Annotated in this window: 12 protein-coding genes, 1 tRNA gene and 1 pseudogene; all 14 read right to left on the bottom strand. The window is 61.9% G+C overall.

What is annotated here, in order from left to right; all coding sequences use genetic code 11:
• Positions 1-127: GTP-binding protein (locus JHD67_RS18810; protein WP_229730253.1), on the bottom strand; the 127-nt coding region annotated here is incomplete at its 3' end.
• Positions 128-175: 48 nt separating this feature from the next.
• Positions 176-2293 (bottom strand): elongation factor G, encoded by a 2118-nt coding sequence (gene fusA / locus JHD67_RS18805; RefSeq protein ID WP_199100722.1) that lies wholly within the window; start codon positions 2291-2293, stop codon positions 176-178.
• A gap of 33 nt (positions 2294-2326) precedes the next feature.
• Positions 2327-2794, bottom strand: a complete 468-nt coding sequence (gene rpsG / locus JHD67_RS18800; protein ID WP_102305037.1) for a 30S ribosomal protein S7 — start codon at positions 2792-2794, stop codon at positions 2327-2329.
• Between the two features lie 16 nt (positions 2795-2810).
• A complete protein-coding gene (gene rpsL, locus JHD67_RS18795; protein WP_199100721.1) occupies positions 2811-3185 on the bottom strand; it encodes a 30S ribosomal protein S12 in 375 nt (124 codons plus the stop codon).
• 178 nt (positions 3186-3363) lie between these two features.
• Positions 3364-7578, bottom strand: a complete 4215-nt coding sequence (rpoC, locus tag JHD67_RS18790) for a DNA-directed RNA polymerase subunit beta' (protein WP_199100720.1) — start codon at positions 7576-7578, stop codon at positions 3364-3366.
• Between the two features lie 108 nt (positions 7579-7686).
• Positions 7687-11844, bottom strand: a complete 4158-nt coding sequence (rpoB, locus tag JHD67_RS18785) for a DNA-directed RNA polymerase subunit beta (protein ID WP_199100719.1) — start codon at positions 11842-11844, stop codon at positions 7687-7689.
• A gap of 319 nt (positions 11845-12163) precedes the next feature.
• Complete coding sequence (rplL, locus tag JHD67_RS18780) at positions 12164-12535, bottom strand: 50S ribosomal protein L7/L12 (protein WP_199100718.1); 372 nt, start codon at positions 12533-12535, stop codon at positions 12164-12166.
• Positions 12536-12581: 46 nt separating this feature from the next.
• A complete protein-coding gene (rplJ, locus tag JHD67_RS18775; protein WP_199100717.1) occupies positions 12582-13106 on the bottom strand; it encodes a 50S ribosomal protein L10 in 525 nt (174 codons plus the stop codon).
• Between the two features lie 343 nt (positions 13107-13449).
• Entirely contained in the window at positions 13450-14157 is a 708-nt protein-coding gene (rplA, locus tag JHD67_RS18770; protein ID WP_199100716.1) for a 50S ribosomal protein L1, read from the bottom strand.
• Between the two features lie 3 nt (positions 14158-14160).
• Entirely contained in the window at positions 14161-14589 is a 429-nt protein-coding gene (gene rplK / locus JHD67_RS18765) for a 50S ribosomal protein L11 (RefSeq protein WP_038620472.1), read from the bottom strand.
• A 184-nt stretch (positions 14590-14773) separates the two neighbouring features.
• Positions 14774-15334, bottom strand: a complete 561-nt coding sequence (gene nusG, locus JHD67_RS18760; RefSeq protein ID WP_109126905.1) for a transcription termination/antitermination protein NusG — start codon at positions 15332-15334, stop codon at positions 14774-14776.
• A 9-nt stretch (positions 15335-15343) separates the two neighbouring features.
• The gene (secE, locus tag JHD67_RS18755; RefSeq protein ID WP_199083726.1) at positions 15344-15739 is read right to left on the bottom strand and encodes a preprotein translocase subunit SecE; all 396 of its coding nucleotides are present in this window, start codon (positions 15737-15739) and stop codon (positions 15344-15346) included.
• An 81-nt stretch (positions 15740-15820) separates the two neighbouring features.
• Positions 15821-15896: transfer RNA gene (locus tag JHD67_RS18750), tRNA-Trp, on the bottom strand.
• A 140-nt stretch (positions 15897-16036) separates the two neighbouring features.
• Positions 16037-16162 (bottom strand): annotated as a pseudogene (tuf, locus tag JHD67_RS18745) (elongation factor Tu); the annotation flags it as partial.

Raw genomic sequence — 16162 nt, 5'->3', positions numbered from 1 at the left:
CGCCACCGAAGCGCTCTGCGCCCACCTTGGTCAGCGCAGCCGTCAGCGTCGTCTTGCCGTGGTCCACGTGACCAATCGTGCCGACGTTGACGTGCGGCTTGGTGCGTTCGAATTTACCCTTTGCCATGACTAAAACCTCTAAAAAAGAACGGTATGTTGGAGGAAGCAGGCCTTATCAGGCCTTCTTCATGACCTGCTCAGCGATGTTGTTCGGCGCTTCAGCGTAATGGTCGAATTCCATCGTGAAGGTGGCGCGACCCTGGGTCAGCGAACGAATGGTCGTTGCATAACCGAACATCTCGCCCAGCGGAACCATCGCATTGATGGTCTTGCCCGACGGCGTGTCGTCCTGGCCCTGAAGCAGGCCGCGACGACGGCTCAGATCGCCCATGACGTCACCGACGTAATCTTCCGGCGTCACCACCTCGACCTTCATGATCGGTTCGAGCAGGACCGGCGAAGCCTTTGCAAAGCCCTGCTTGAACGCCATCGATGCGGCGAGCTTGAACGCCATTTCGGACGAGTCAACGTCATGGTACGAACCGAAGACCAGCTTCACCTTGACGTTGACGACCGGGAAGCCAGCCAGCGGACCGCTGGTGATGGTTTCGCGCAGGCCCTTTTCAACGGACGGGATGAATTCCTTCGGAATCACGCCGCCCGTGATGTCATTGATGAACAGAAAATCGTTCTTGACGTCAGGGCTCTTGCGCTCTTCTTCGGTCATCGGGGACAACTCGATCACGACGTGACCGTACTGACCCTTACCACCCGACTGCTTGGCGTGCTTGTAGTCCGACTTCACGTCCGAGGCGCGAATCGTCTCGCGGTAAGCCACCTGCGGCTTGCCCACGTTCGCCTCGACATTGAACTCGCGCTTCATGCGGTCCACCAGGATGTCCAGGTGAAGCTCGCCCATGCCCGAGATGATCGTCTGGCCCGACTCTTCGTCCGTACGAACACGGAACGACGGATCTTCCGCGGCCAGACGGCCAAGGGCGATACCCATCTTTTCCTGGTCCGACTTGGTCTTCGGCTCCACCGCCATCGAGATCACCGGCTCCGGGAACGTCATGCGCTCCAGGGTGATGATGTGATCCTGTGCGCACAGCGTGTCACCGGTCGTCACGTCCTTCAGGCCGACCGCTGCGGCGATATCGCCAGCGCGGACTTCCTTCAGCTCCTGACGCTCGTTCGCGTGCATCTGCAGGATACGGCCGATGCGCTCCTTCTTGGACTTGACCGGGTTGTACACCTGGTCGCCCGCATTGAGCGTGCCCGAGTAGACGCGGAAGAACGTGAGCGAACCCACAAACGGATCGGTCATGATCTTGAACGCCAGCGCCGAGAACGGGGCCGCGTCGTCAGCCTTGCGAGAGGCTTCCTTCTCGTCCTCGTCCACGCCCTGGACCGGCGGACGATCGGCAGGCGACGGCAGCAGCTGCACTACTGCGTCGAGCATGGCCTGCACGCCCTTGTTCTTGAACGCCGTACCGCAGAACACCGGAATGATCTCGCTGGACAGCGTGCGCGAGCGCAGGCCGCCGATGATCTCGTCCTCGGAGAGGTCACCCTCTTCCAGGTACTTGTTCATCAGCTCTTCGGTGGCCTCGGCAGCCGACTCGACCATGTAGGAGCGAGCTTCGACAGCCTTTTCCTTCAGGTGCGCCGGGATGTCCTGGTACTCGAACTTCATGCCCTGGGACTCCATGTCCCAGATGATGGACTTCATCTTGAGCAGGTCGACCACGCCCTCGAAGCCGTCTTCGGCGCCGATCGGCACCTGCATCGGGACCGGGTTTGCACCCAGGCGAGCCTTCAGCTGGTCGACGACCTTGTAGAAGTTCGCGCCAGTGCGGTCCATCTTGTTGACGAACGCAAGGCGCGGCACCTTGTACTTGTTGGCCTGACGCCAGACGGTTTCAGACTGCGGCTGCACACCACCCACGGCGCAAAGCACGAACACTGCGCCGTCAAGCACGCGCAGAGAACGCTCCACCTCAATGGTGAAGTCCACGTGGCCTGGGGTGTCAATGATGTTGAAGCGATGCTCAGGCAGGGACCGGTCCATGCCCTTCCAAAACGCCGTCGTTGCCGCCGACGTAATGGTGATGCCGCGCTCCTGCTCCTGTTCCATCCAGTCCATCGTTGCCGCACCGTCATGCACCTCGCCAATCTTATGACTGACGCCGGTGTAGAACAGAATGCGCTCCGTGGTGGTGGTCTTGCCGGCATCGATGTGAGCCATGATGCCGAAGTTGCGGTAGCGCTCGATAGGAGTGGTGCGTGCCACGGTCTTAACCTCTGAAAGTTCTAGCTGTACTGCTTACCAGCGGTAATGCGAGAAGGCCTTGTTGGCCTCCGCCATGCGGTGGGTTTCTTCGCGCTTCTTGATCGCGCCACCACGGTTTTCCGAAGCTTCGAGCAGCTCGGCGGCCAGCTTGCGCGGCATCGAGGTCTCGCCGCGCTTACGGGCGGAATCGATGGCCCAGCGCATGGCAAGCGCCATACGACGACCCGGACGAACTTCGACCGGCACCTGGTAGGTGGCGCCGCCAACACGACGGGACTTCACCTCAACCGCCGGAGCGATATTGTTCAGGGCCTTCTCGACGAGCTGAACCGGCTCGGCGTTCTTCTCACCCAGATGGGCCAGAGCGCCATAGACGATGCTTTCTGCGACCGACTTCTTGCCGCTCTTCATCACCATGTTGATGAAGCGAGCGATCAGCTGGCTGCCGTGCTTGGGATCCGGCAGGATCAGACGGGCGGGATGTGAACCTTTACGCGACATAGTTAATTCCTAAAGATCAGGACTTCGGGCGCTTGGCGCCGTACTTGGAGCGCGACTGACGGCGCTTGGTGACGCCGGCGCAGTCGAGACTGCCGCGCACGGTGTGGTAACGCACACCCGGCAGATCCTTGACGCGACCGCCGCGGATCAGCACCACCGAGTGCTCCTGGAGGTTGTGACCTTCGCCACCGATGTAGCTGATCACTTCGTAGCCGTTCGTCAAGCGCACCTTGGCGACCTTACGGAGAGCCGAGTTCGGCTTCTTCGGGGTGGTCGTGTAGACGCGCGTGCACACGCCGCGACGCTGCGGGCTGTTCTGCAAAGCCGGCGAAGCACTCTTGTAGGACTTCGGGCTACGGGATTTGCGAACCAACTGGTTGACTGTCGTCATTGAAGCTGTTCCTGAGAAACATAAAGGCAGACCGAACCGGCTCGGTCTGCCAAGAAGCGGGAATTTAACATGGGCAGCCTGTCACAGACAAGCTGACGCCCTGCCGTCCATGGCCCGAACACGAGGCGCAATCCTTGCGCCTCATTTCGTATGTCAGCGAGTAGAACCCGTGAGGGGCTTACTCCACACCAATGTCGCTACCGGTGGTTGCTTCCGCAAAGGAAGCCGACGAAGCGGAGCCGGAGAGGGTTTCAAGCTCCGAGGCGGTAAGACCGCCCTGGCGATGACGCGATGCGTGATACGCCAGACCCGTACCTGCCGGAATGAGACGGCCGACAATAACATTTTCCTTCAGGCCACGCAAGGTGTCGCGCGTGCCGCGGACCGCAGCTTCCGTCAGAACTCGGGTGGTTTCCTGGAAGGATGCCGCCGAGATGAAGGATTCCGTCGCCAGCGAGGCCTTGGTGATACCCAACAACACCGACTGGTAGTCCGCCGGGCGCTCGCCACGGGCAGAGGCGCGGTCGTTCTCGCCGTTGATGCGGACGCGCTCGACCTGCTCACCACGCAGATAGTGGCTATCGCCCGGCTCGGTGATCTCAACCTTGCGCAGCATCTGGCGAATGATCGCTTCGATGTGCTTATCGTTGATCTTCACGCCCTGCAGGCGATAGACGTCCTGGATTTCCTTGACCAGGTAGGCCGCCAGCGGCTCGACACCCAGCAGGCGCAGGATGTCGTGCGGGCTGGGCTCGCCGTCCACGATGGTTTCGCCCTTCTCCACGTGCTCGCCTTCGAACACGATGACCTGACGCCACTTGGGAATCAGCTCTTCGTGCTCGTTGCCGTCTGCATCCTTGATGATCAGACGCTGCTTGCCCTTGGTGTCCTTGCCGAAGCTGATCACGCCCGAACGCTCGGCGAGGATCGCCGGCTCCTTCGGCTTACGCGCTTCGAACAAGTCGGCCACGCGCGGCAGACCACCCGTGATGTCGCGGGTCTTGGAGGTTTCCTGCGGGATACGAGCAACCACGTCACCCACACCCACGGCCACACCGTTCTGGATGGAGACGATGGCGCCGGCCGGCAGCATGTACTGCGCCGGCACATCCGTGCCCGGCAGCTTGAGCTCACGACCCTTGGCATCTTCCAGGCGCACGATCGGGCGCAGATCCTTGGCGGCCGTACCACGGCGCTTCGGATCGGTGACCACGGCCGACTCCAGGCCCGTCAGTTCGTCGGTCTGGCTCTGCACGGTAACGCCATCGATGAAGTCGATGAAGCGCACGGTACCGGCCACTTCCGACACGATCGGGTGGGTATGCGGATCCCAGTTGGCCACGGCCTGACCGGCCTTGACCGAATCGCCATCCTTGACCGCGATGGTCGCGCCGTACGGCACCTTGTAGCGCTCACGCTCGCGGCCATTGGCGTCGATGACGCTCACTTCGCCCGAACGCGACACGGCCACCAGGTGACCCTGGGCGTGCTGCACGGTCTTGAGGTTGTTGAACTTCAGCGTACCGGTGGTCTTCACCGTGACGTTATCGACAGCCGCGGCTCGCGATGCCGCACCACCAATGTGGAACGTACGCATGGTCAGCTGGGTACCCGGCTCACCAATCGACTGCGCAGCCACCACGCCCACGGCTTCACCCATGTTCACCAGGTGACCACGCGCCAGGTCGCGGCCGTAGCACAGTGCGCACACACCATGATCGGCGGCACAGGTGATGGGCGAGCGTACCTTCACCGTCTGCACGCCGGCCTTGTCGAGCTTCTCGACAATGGCTTCGTCCAGCAGGGTGTCCTTGGTGACGATCGGCTCATCGTCATCGCCCGGAGCGTAGACGTCTTCCAGCGCCACGCGGCCGAGCACGCGATCGCGCAAGGGCTCGACCACATCGCCGCCTTCGACGATCGGCTGCATGGTCACACCGTCGTCCGTGCCGCAGTCGCTCGAGGTGATCACCACGTCCTGCGCCACGTCCACGAGACGACGGGTCAGGTAACCCGAGTTCGCGGTCTTCAGCGCCGTATCCGCCAGACCCTTACGGGCACCGTGGGTGGAGTTGAAGTACTGCAGAACGTTCAGGCCTTCACGGAAGTTCGCCTTAATGGGCGTCTCGATGATGGAGCCGTCCGGACGCGCCATCAGGCCGCGCATACCGGCCAACTGACGAATCTGAGCCACCGAACCACGAGCGCCCGAGTCGGCCATGATGTACAGCGAGTTCATGGACTTCTGGTTGACCGTCTTGCCCTCGGCATCGGCCACCTTTTCGGTACCGATACCGTCGATCATCGCCTTGGCGACCAGTTCGTTGGTACGCGACCAGATGTCGACGACCTTGTTGTAGCGCTCACCGGCGGTGACGAGACCCGACTGGTACTGCTCCTGGATCTCGACCACTTCCTTCTCGGCCTCTTCCAGAATCGCCTTCTTCTCGTCCGGGATGATCATGTCATCGATGCCGATCGAAATACCCGCGCGGGTGGCGAAGCGGAAACCGGTGTACATCAGCTGGTCGCCGAAGATCACCGTGTCCTTCAGACCCAGGCGGCGATAGCACTGGTTGATCAGGCGGGAGATGTTCTTCTTGGTCAGCTCGGTGTTGGCCAGCGAGAACGGCAGGCCTTCCGGCATGATTTCGAGCAGCAGCGCACGACCCACGGTGGTATCCACCAGCTGGGTCTGCTCGGTACGGTTGCCCTGATCGTCGATCACGACCTGCTTGATGCGGACCTTGACCTTGGCATGCAGTTGCACCGCACGGTTGTCGTAGGCGCGGCGAACTTCGCCGATGCCCGAGAACACCATGCCATTGCCCTTCGCATTCACCAGCTCGCGGGTCATGTAGTACAGGCCCAGCACCACGTCCTGGGTCGGCACGATGATCGGCTCGCCGTTGGCGGGCGACAGGATGTTGTTGGTCGCCATCATCAGGGCGCGCGCTTCGAGCTGCGCCTCGATCGACAGCGGCACGTGCACAGCCATCTGGTCACCGTCGAAGTCGGCGTTGAACGCCGTACAAACGAGCGGGTGCAGCTGGATGGCCTTGCCTTCGATCAGCTTCGGTTCGAACGCCTGGATGCCCAGACGATGCAGGGTCGGTGCGCGGTTGAGCATCACGGGATGCTCGCGGATCACCTCTTCGAGGATGTCCCACACCTGGCCTTCTTCGCGCTCGACGAGCTTCTTGGCGGCCTTGATGGTGGTGGCTTCGCCGCGAGCCTGCAGCTTGGCGAAGATGAAGGGCTTGAACAGCTCCAGCGCCATCTTCTTGGGCAGACCGCACTGGTGCAGACGCAGGGTCGGACCCACCACGATCACCGAACGACCGGAGTAGTCCACGCGCTTGCCGAGCAGGTTCTGGCGGAAGCGACCCTGCTTACCCTTGATCATGTCGGCCAGCGACTTCAGCGCACGCTTGTTCGTGCCGGTGATGGCACGACCGCGGCGGCCGTTGTCGAGCAGCGCATCGACCGATTCCTGCAGCATGCGCTTTTCGTTGCGCACGATGATATCGGGCGCATTGAGTTCGAGCAGGCGACGCAGGCGGTTGTTGCGGTTGATGACGCGACGGTACAGGTCATTCAGGTCGGAGGTGGCGAAGCGGCCACCGTCCAACGGCACCAGCGGGCGAAGGTCCGGCGGCAGCACCGGCAGCACGGTCAGCACCATCCACTCCGGACGGTTGCCCGACTCCAGGAACGCCTCGATCAGCTTCACGCGCTTGGTGAGGCGCTTGAGCTTGGTCTCGGAGTTGGTGGAGCCGATTTCTTCCTTCAGGCGCACGACTTCGCCCGGGAGATCCAGGGACTTGAGCAGCTCGTAGACGGCCTCGGCGCCCATGCGGGCGTCAAACTCGTCACCGTGCTCTTCCACGGCCTCCAGGTACTGGTCTTCGCTGAGCAGCTGGCCGCGCTCGAGCGCGGTCAAACCCGGATCGATCACCACGAAGGCTTCGAAGTACAGGATGCGCTCGATGTCACGCAGCGTCATATCCAGCATCAGGCCGATGCGCGAAGGCAGCGACTTGAGGAACCAGATATGGGCGGTCGGCGAGGCCAGCTCGATGTGGCCCATGCGCTCACGGCGCACCTTGGCCAGCGTCACTTCCGTGCCGCACTTTTCGCACACCACACCGCGGTGCTTCATGCGCTTGTACTTGCCGCACAGGCACTCGTAATCCTTCACCGGTCCAAAGATGGCGGCGCAGAACAGGCCGTCACGCTCAGGCTTGAAGGTGCGGTAGTTGATCGTCTCCGGCTTCTTCACTTCGCCGTACGACCACGAGCGGATCAGCTCCGGCGAAGCCAGAGCGATCTTGATCGCATCGAAGTCAGGCGCGGTGCGCTGCTGGTTGAATAGATTGAGCAAGTCTTTCATGGATGTCTCCGAAGATCGGGAATAGGGAATGGAGAATCGCGAATGGATGAGCAGGGAATGACGATCGAGGTGCGATGACCTAAGCCGTATTCCCTGCCCTTTCGCCGATTACTTCACTTCTTCCAGATCGATATCGATACCGAGCGAGCGGATTTCCTTCACCAACACGTTGAAGGATTCCGGCATGCCCGCCGCCATCTCGTGGTTGCCGTCGACAATGTTCTTGTACATCTGGTTGCGGCCCTGCACGTCATCGGACTTCACCGTCAGCATTTCCTGCAGGGTGTAGGCCGCGCCGTAGGCTTCCAGCGCCCAGACTTCCATTTCACCGAAGCGCTGGCCACCGAACTGCGCCTTACCACCCAGCGGCTGCTGCGTGACGAGCGAGTACGGACCGGTCGAACGCGCGTGCATCTTGTCGTCGACCAAGTGGTTCAGCTTCAGGTAGTGCATGTAGCCCACGGTGACCGGGCGATCGAACGCCTCGCCGGTACGGCCATCGAACAGCGTGGTCTGACCCGACTCCGGCAGATCGGCAAGCTTGAGCATTGCCTTGATCTCGGTTTCCTCCGCACCGTCGAACACCGGGGTCGCCATCGGCACGCCCGCCTGGAGGTTCTTGGCCAGGGCCAGGATTTCCTCGTCGGTGAGCGACTTCAGGTCAACATGCTGCACGGCACCGGCGACGTGATGGTTGTAGATCTGGTCGAGGAACTCGCGGATCTGCACCACCTTGGCCTGCGCCTCCATCATCTTCTGGATCTTCTTGCCCAGGCCCTTGGCGGCCCAGCCCAAGTGGACTTCCAGAATCTGACCGATGTTCATACGCGAAGGCACGCCCAGCGGGTTGAGCACGATGTCCACCGAGGTACCGTCAGCGGAGAACGGCATGTCCTCCACCGGCACCACGTTCGACACCACACCCTTGTTACCGTGGCGACCGGCCATCTTGTCGCCCGGCTGGATGCGGCGCTTCACGGCCAGGAACACCTTGACCATCTTCAGCACGCCCGGTGCCAGATCGTCACCCTGGGTGATCTTGCCCTGCTTTTCCTTGAAGCGCTTGTCGAACTCTTCGCGGTGACGCTTGATCTGCTCAGCGGCGCGCTCGAGGAACTCGGTGACGTCCTCTTCCTTGACGTTGATCTTGAACCAGTCGTCCTTCTTCAGGCCGTCCAGGTAAGCGTCCGTGATTTCGACGCCGCGCTTCAAGCCGCCCGGGCCGCTCATCGCGGTCTTGCCGACCAGCTGGCTGCGCATACGGTTGTAGATCGCGCCTTCCAGGATACGGAACTGGTCGTCGAAGTCCTTGCGGATACGCTTGACTTCCATTTCCTCGATCTGACGCGCGCGCTTGTCCTTCTCGATACCGTCGCGGGTAAAGACCTGCACGTCGATGACGGTGCCGTCCATACCCGGCGGCACGCGCAGCGAGCTGTCCTTCACGTCGGACGCCTTTTCACCGAAGATCGCGCGCAGCAGCTTCTCTTCCGGCGTCAGCTGGCTCTCGCCCTTCGGCGTGACCTTGCCTACCAGAATGTCACCCGCCTTGACCTCGGCGCCGATGTACACGATGCCGGATTCGTCGAGACGGGCCAGCGCCTGCTCACCCACGTTCGGGATGTCGGCGGTGATTTCCTCGGCGCCCAGCTTGGTGTCACGCGCGATGCACGACAGCTCCTCGATATGGATCGAGGTGTAGCGGTCTTCCTGCACGACGCGCTCGGAAAGCAGAATCGAGTCTTCGAAGTTGTAGCCGTTCCACGGCATGAAGGCGATCAGCATGTTCTGGCCGAGCGCGAGCTCGCCCAGGTCGGTCGACGAACCGTCGGCCAGCGTGTCGCCCTTGGCCACCACGTCACCCACGTTCACCAGCGGACGCTGATTGAGGTTGGTGTTCTGGTTGGAGCGGGTGTACTTGGTCAGCGTGTAGATATCGACGCCGGCATCATTGTCACCGACCTCTTCTTCGGTCACGCGCACCACGATACGGCCCGCGTCGACCTGGTCGATCACGCCGCCGCGCTTGGCGGTGACGATGACGCCCGAGTCACGCGCCACGGCACGCTCGATACCGGTACCCACCAGCGGGGTCTGCGAACGCAGGGTCGGCACGGCCTGGCGCTGCATGTTCGCGCCCATCAGTGCGCGGTTTGCGTCATCGTGCTCCAGGAACGGCACCAGCGCGGCTGCCACCGACACGGTCTGCATGGGCGAGACGTCCATGTAGTCCACTTCGGCTGCCGGACGCAGTTCCGATTCGCCACGGAAACGGCAGGACACGAAGTCCTCGACGAAGGCACCGTCCTGCAACGGCGAGTTCGCCTGCGCAATGACGTGATCGCCTTCTTCGATCGCCGACAGGTAATCCACCTGGTCGGTGACCTTGCCGCCCACGACCTTGCGGTACGGCGTCTCGAGGAAGCCATACTGGTTGGTGCGTGCGTACACGGCGAGCGAGTTGATCAGGCCGATGTTCGGGCCTTCCGGCGTTTCAATGGTGCAGACGCGGCCGTAATGGGTCGGATGCACGTCGCGCACTTCGAAGCCTGCGCGCTCACGGGTCAGACCACCCGGGCCAAGTGCCGAAACGCGACGCTTATGCGTCACTTCGGACAGCGGATTGTTCTGGTCCATGAACTGGCTGAGCTGCGAGGAGCCGAAGAACTCCTTCACTGCTGCCGCAACCGGCTTGGCGTTGATCAGTTCCTGCGGGGTCAGCCCTTCGGACTCGGCCAACGACAGGCGCTCGCGCACAGCACGCTCGACGCGCACGAGGCCGATGCGGAAGGTGTTCTCGGCCATTTCACCAACCGAGCGCACGCGACGATTGCCCAGGTGATCGATATCGTCGACGGTGCCGTGACCGTTCTTGATGTCGATGAGCACCTTGAGCACGTCGAGGATGTCCGACTGGTCACCCAACTGGGCCACCAGCGACTGTGCCTCTTCTTCCTTTCGGTCGGCGAAGTAGCGCTTGTCGTACAGCACGCCCGGACCGACGATCTCCTGACGGCCCACGCGACGATTGAACTTCATGCGACCCACGGCCGACAGGTCGTAGCGGTCAAAGGTGAAGAACAGGTTGTAGAACAGGTTCTGCGCGGCGTCCTTGGTCGGCGGCTCGCCCGGACGCATCATGCGATAGATTTCCACCAGCGCCTCGAGCGGCGTCTTGGTGTTGTCGATACGCAGGGTGTGCGAGATGTACGCACCGCGATCCAGGTCGTTCACGTACAGAGTCGGGACGATCTCGATACCGGCCTTGCGGAAGTTCTCCAGCTGATCGCCCGAGATCTCGTCATTGGCCTGCGCGAGCAACTCGCCGGTCTTGGGATCGACGATGTCGGTGGCCAGGATACGGCCGACCGGGTAATCGTCCGGCACTTCCAGCGCGGTGATATTTTCAGCGGCCAGCTGACGCACGTGACGCGCAGTGATGCGCTTGCCGGCTTCCACCAGCACCTTGTCGCCCACGGTCAGGTCGAAGGTCAGCGTTTCGCCGCGCAGACGCTCGGCGACGAGCTCCAGCGTGGTACCGCCCTTCTTGCCCAGATGGAACACGTTGTGTTCGAAGAAGATGCCCAGCATTTCTTCGTTGGTGTAGCCGAGCGCACGCAGCAGCACGGTCACCGGGAGCTTGCGGCGACGGTCGATACGGGTAAACAGCGCATCCTTCGGGTCGAACTCGAAGTCCAGCCAGGAACCGCGGTAAGGAATCACGCGAGCCGAGAACAGCAGCTTGCCCGAGCTATGGGTCTTGCCGCGGTCGTGATCGAAGAACACGCCCGGCGAGCGGTGAAGCTGGGAGACGATGACGCGCTCGGTACCGTTGATGATGAAGGTGCCGGTGTCGGTCATGAGCGGAATTTCGCCCATGTAGACTTCCTGCTCCTTCACATACTTCACGGCCTTCTTGGACGCCGGGCTGTCCTTGTCATAAATGACCAGACGCACGGTCACGCGCAGGGGCGCGCCAAAGGTCATGCCGCGGTTGCGGCATTCACGTTCGTCGAACGCCGGCTCGCCCAGGCGATAGTCGACATACTCAAGCGCGGCATTGCCGGAGTAGCTGACAATCGGGAACACCGACTTCAGCGCGGCGTGGAGACCCTTGTCGTCGCGCGCCTTGGAGGAGACATGCTCCTGCAGGAACTCGCGATAGGAATCGGTCTGGATGGTCAGCAGGTTCGGCACGCCCAATACGGGTGGACGCTTGCCGAAATCCTTGCGGATGCGCTTCTTCTCGGTAAACGAGTAGGTCATGGTGGGTACCGCCTCGGTTCGCAGTGACGCCGGTGGTGCACACACCGGCTGAATTGTGAAAGCTGTGTCTGCCGTCAACGAACAGGTTGTGCTGCCCTGCCCGTCGATGCGTCAAAAAGGCATGAATCAAAGGTCGGCGATACTCTGCTGGCCTTTCATTGCTGTCTTTCCAACGCGTAAAACACGAACCCAAAATGACGCCTGCTGGTTACAACCCACATCGCTCGAGGTGGGCCTTTGCAACAGGCAAAGCCCGGGGGCTTACGCCCCCAGGCTCGGCTTGACGCTAGATCAAACTGACGGCGCGCAAGAGCGCCGATTACTTCAGTTCGACCGTGGCGCCGGCAGCCTCGAGTTCCTTCTTGAACTTCTCGGCGTCTTCCTTCGAAGCCTGCTCCTTCACGACGCCACCGGCCTCGGTGAGGTCCTTGGCTTCCTTCAGGCCCAGGCCCGTGATCGCGCGCACAGCCTTGATCACGTCGACCTTCTTCTCGCCGGCGCTCTTCAGGATGACGTCGAACTCGGTCTGCGCTTCAGCAGCCGGGCCAGCAGCGGCCGGGCCAGCAGCCATCATCACCGGGGCGGCGGCGGACACGCCAAACTTCTCTTCGATGGCCTTCACCAGCTCCATCACTTCCATCAGCGACTTGGCGGCAACGGCTTCAACGATCTGTTCGTTGGTCAGGGACATTTTGATTTACCTCTGGAAATTGATTCGATTTAGATAAGCGTCGAACTTAGGCTTCAGCCGTGGCTTCCGCGGCGACTTCGCCACCACCCTGCTTGTCGGCCACGGCCTTGACGGCGCGGGCAAACATGGCAGCGGGCTCGGCGAGCACGCGGGCCAGCATGGCCAGCGCTTCTTCGCGGGTCGGCAGCGAGGCCAGCACATCCACGTGGGCAGCCGGCAGCAGCTTGCCTTCCACGGAGACGACCTTGGCCTTCAGCTTGTCGTTGCCCTTGGCGAATTCCTTGATCAGGCGACCGGCGGCGCCGGGCTCCTCCATCGAGAACGCGTACAGCAGCGGACCGGTCAGGGCGTCCTTGACGACCTCGAACTCGGTACCACCGACGGCGCGCGAAGCCAGCGTGTTCTTGACAACTTTCAGGAACACGCCGGTCTCACGGGCCTTCTTGCGCATCGCGGTCATTTGTTCGACCGTGGTGCCCGCGTACTCGACAGCGACCAAGGAGTGAGCCTTCGAGGCAACTTCTGCCAGTTCGGCGACTACTTCTTGCTTCTGAGAGAGATTCAGAGCCATATCACTCCTCCACTTTGAAATCCGCTCGCGACTCCTGCCGCTTGCGGTCCTGAGCGACGCCATCCGTGACGTCGGGGATCCGCGGGGATCCCGGGTGGTGGCCTTTCCAGAAAAAAACGATTCCAGAAGGGGCTGCACCATCTGCGCAGGCCAGATTCGCCAAGGAATCCGATTAAGCGAACCCGCTTGCGACGACGGCGGTTCCCTGCCAACACGAGCTCCCTGCTCGTCGTCATCGCGCGCTGATCGCGCCTGCGGTCTTTGACGGCGGCCTCGGCACAAGGCCGGGGCTACCTTCAAAAACGTGCCTGCATCGGCAAACGCCGATGCAGGACTTCAACTCTTACTTGGTCGACACCGACAGGGTCGATGCATCGACCGGCACGCCCACGCCCATGGTCGAGGACAGTGCGATCTTCTGCAGGTACTGACCCTTGGCCGTGGCCGGCTTGGCCTTCAGCAGGTCGTTGACCAGCGCATTCAGGTTGTCAGCCAGCTGAGCGGCGTCAAAGCTCGCCTTACCGATGGTGGCGTGGATGATGCCCGCCTTGTCGTTGCGGAACTTCACCTGGCCCGCCTTGGCATTCTTCACGGCGGTAGCGACGTCGGCGGTAACCGAGCCGTCCTTCGGGTTCGGCATCAGACCGCGGGGACCCAGCAACTGACCCAGCTTACCGACCACGCGCATCGCGTCCGGCGTAGCAATCACGCGACCGAAGTCGAGATCGCCAGCCTGCATGCGCTCGGCCAGGTCATCCATACCGACGGCATCGGCGCCGGCAGCCTTGGCGGCCTCGGCCTTTTCACCGGCCGGCACGAACACGGCGACCTTGACGGTCTTGCCGGTGCCATGCGGCAGCAGCGACGAACCACGCACGCCCTGGTCGGACTTCTTGGCGTCGATACCGAGGCGGACGGCGACGTCCACGGACTCAGCGAACTTCGCCTTGGCGTTGTTCTTGACGATGTTCAGGGCTTCTTCCAGGCCATAGAGCTTGCCCGGCTGCACTGCGGCCTGAGCCGCCTTCAAACGCTTCGTGAGCTTTGCCATGTCTTAACCCTCCACCACAAGGCCCATGCTGCGCGCGCTACCAGCAATGGTGCGCACCGCGGCGTCAAGATCAGCAGCCGTGAGATCCGGCTCCTTCTGCTTTGCAACGTCTTCCAGCTGCTTGCGGGTGATCTTGCCGACCTTATCGGTATTCGGCTTGGACGAACCCTTGGCAACGCCCGTGACCTTCTTGATCAGCACGGTGGCCGGAGGGGTCTTGGTGATGAAGGTGAAGCTACGGTCGGAATAGGCCGTGATGATGACCGGAATCGGCAGACCCGGCTCCATCTTCTGCGTGGCGGCATTGAACGCCTTGCAGAATTCCATGATGTTCAGGCCGCGCTGACCGAGAGCGGGACCCACCGGCGGCGACGGGTTGGCCTGACCGGCCTTGACCTGCAGCTTGATATAGCCAGTTACTTTCTTTGCCATTGCATTTTCCTCGCGAGTATTAGCGCCTTGCGGCTCCTCGCAGTGCTGTCGTCCCTGAGGGAGGAAGGCCCGCCATCCCGCGGACCCCAGAAACACGGGCACGCCGGGCTAAAAGACCCCGGCGTGAACCGCGTAGTTTAGAGACTGATCAAGTTTTAAGCAAGCCCCATGCCGGGGCTGCCGATCAGGCCTTCTCGACCTGACCGAACTCGAGCTCGACCGGGGTCGAGCGACCGAAAATGAGCACCGCTACGCGCAGGCGGCTCTTCTCGTAGTTGACTTCCTCGACCACACCATTGAAGTCGTTGAACGGGCCGTCCGTCACGCGGACCATCTCGCCCGGCTCGAACAACACCTTGGGCTTGGGCTTCTCGACACCTTCGCGCACGCGACTCAGGATGGCATCCGCCTCGGAGTCACGAATCGGCAAGGGACGATCAGCCGTGCCGCCGATGAAACCCATGACCTTGGGGGTTTCCTTCACCAGATGCCAGCACTCGTCATCGATGCGCGGCGCCTTACCCTCGGTATCCGTCTCAATCTGCACGAGAACGTAACCCGGGAAGAACTTGCGCTCGCTGCGGCGCTTTTGGCCGCTGCGCATCTCGATGACCTCTTCGGTCGGCACCAGCACTTCGCCGAACTTTTCTTCCATTTCGGCGCGGCGAATCCGCTCGTCCAGCGAGCGCTTCACCTGATTCTCGAAGCCCGAATAGGCGTGCACCACATACCAACGCTTGCTCATGCCCTCACCTCATCTACCTAGCTTGAGCAGCCAGTCGAGCACGACCGACTTCAGGATCAGATCGATCAAGCCCAACAGCAACGAGAGCACAACCACCACGGCCATAATAATGCCGGTAGTCTTCAGCGTTTCGTCACGAGTGGGCCAGACCACCTTGCGCAGTTCAAACTGCGACTCACCAAGGAAGCCGCGAACGCGGCGACCGGGGCCCGTAAAGGCGCCAATGGCCAGTGACGCGACCAGCGCGACCAGCACACCCAGCAAGCGTACCGATTGCGGCACGGAGCTGTCGCCACCGAACCACGAATACGCAAAAACGCCGGCAGCCAGCACCAGCACGGCCAGCACCAGCTTGGCGATATCGGCGCCGCTGGCGCCCTTGGTCTGTTCTGCCTTCGTATTCATGCGACGTGATCGGATGAGAGAGGCATCGACCGTGTTACGGCCTGTATGCCATCCACCATCCGTCGTGGATCCTCGGGAAGATGGCACGCCAGGAGGGACTCGAACCCCCAACCTGCGGTTTTGGAGACCGCTGCTCTGCCAATTGAGCTACTGGCGTATTCAAAAAATGTGTGAAGTCGCTCGCCATGCCGCTGCAAGATGGAGCCTTTCGACTCCGACCCCACGCACCGGGCGACCTAGATCACCCGGCGCGGGATTCTCGCAGCCCGCAGTGCGGGCGACTTCCCAGTGTACAGCTTACTTGATGACCTTGGCCACCACGCCGGCGCCGACGGTACGGCCGCCTTCGCGAATAGCGAAGCGCAGACCTTCGTCCATGGCGATCGGGTGGATCAGGGTGACAACCATCTTAATGTTGTCGCC

The organism is Dyella sp. ASV21 (assembly GCF_016428975.1).
Classification (GTDB): domain Bacteria; phylum Pseudomonadota; class Gammaproteobacteria; order Xanthomonadales; family Rhodanobacteraceae; genus Dyella.
The sequence above is the reverse complement of the archived record's forward strand: the minus strand, read 5'-3'. Positions and strand labels throughout refer to the sequence as shown.